Consider the following 523-nt stretch of genomic DNA (forward strand, 5'->3'; position numbering starts at 1 on the left):
AAAGGGAGCTATCTCCCTTGTTTGCATTGAAAAGTCCAGGCTGCAAAGTCTGGGCTTTTGCCGTATTAGGGCACGGTACAGTTTGGCTGTGCCCGTAAAAAATGGCTGGCTATACACAAGGAATGTGGCAATGAGTGGTGAAAAAAAGGCGAAAGGCTGGCGGTTCTATGGTCTTGTAGGTTTTGGCGCAATAGCACTGCTTTCCGCTGGCGGCTGGGCGTTGCAATATGCTGGCAGTGGGCCAGAAAAAACGTTGTCGCCGCTGGTGGTGCACAACAATCTGCAAATCGATCTCAATGAGCCGGACCTCTTTCTCGACAGCGACTCTCTGAGCCAGCTTCCCAAAGATCTCCTCACCATTCCGTTTCTCCACGATGTTCTGAGCGAAGATTTCGTTTTCTATTATCAGAATCATGCCGATCGTCTGGGCATTGAAGGCAGCATTCGTCGTATTGTCTATGAACACGATCTCACGCTGAAAGATAAGCTCTTTTCGTCACTCTTAGATCAGCCCGCGCAGGCA

1 protein-coding gene is annotated in these 523 nt (G+C 49.9%); it reads left to right on the forward strand.

Features of this window, described 5'->3' with window-relative positions; all coding sequences use genetic code 11:
* Window positions 1-130: 130 nt before the first annotated feature.
* A partial coding sequence (locus tag E2K52_RS14720; RefSeq protein WP_151205717.1) for a DUF2138 family protein occupies window positions 131-523 on the forward strand: 393 nt, incomplete at its 3' end.

Source organism: Acinetobacter sp. RF14B (assembly GCF_006864105.1).
Taxonomy (GTDB): domain Bacteria; phylum Pseudomonadota; class Gammaproteobacteria; order Pseudomonadales; family Moraxellaceae; genus Acinetobacter; species Acinetobacter lwoffii_C.